Annotated in this window: 1 protein-coding gene; it reads left to right on the top strand. The window is 56.0% G+C overall.

The window, feature by feature from the left end; all coding sequences use genetic code 11:
• Nucleotides 1-302 (top strand): transposase family protein (locus tag HMPREF2807_RS14405; RefSeq protein ID WP_198531406.1); only part of this gene is annotated, 302 nt, incomplete at its 3' end.

The following is a 302-nucleotide window of genomic DNA, read 5'->3' as shown; positions in this document are numbered from 1 at the left end:
GTGAAGCCTACTGGAAACCTCGTTGCTGACACTATCTGCCGTACCGCGGAAATCGGGCTTGCCATCACCGGTGCCGCTGATGCCGGAGCGTTGACCATCATTGAGGCTAGGCCAGTAGCCGTTGTCGGCGTGTGCCCGGACTGCGGACAGTCAGGAAAGTTACGCGACCACATCACTCGTCGACTCGTTGATCTTCCTGTCGTTGGATTCCCCACTAGGCTGCACGTAACAGTCCCCAGATTCTTATGCACAGCCGTCTCATGTAAGAGGAAGATCTTCCAAGAATCCTTACCCTGCGCTGA

Origin of the sequence: Corynebacterium sp. HMSC074A09 (assembly GCF_001811545.1) — a bacterium.
GTDB lineage: Bacteria > Actinomycetota > Actinomycetes > Mycobacteriales > Mycobacteriaceae > Corynebacterium > Corynebacterium hiratae.
This window is presented reverse-complemented; position numbering and strand designations above follow the sequence as displayed.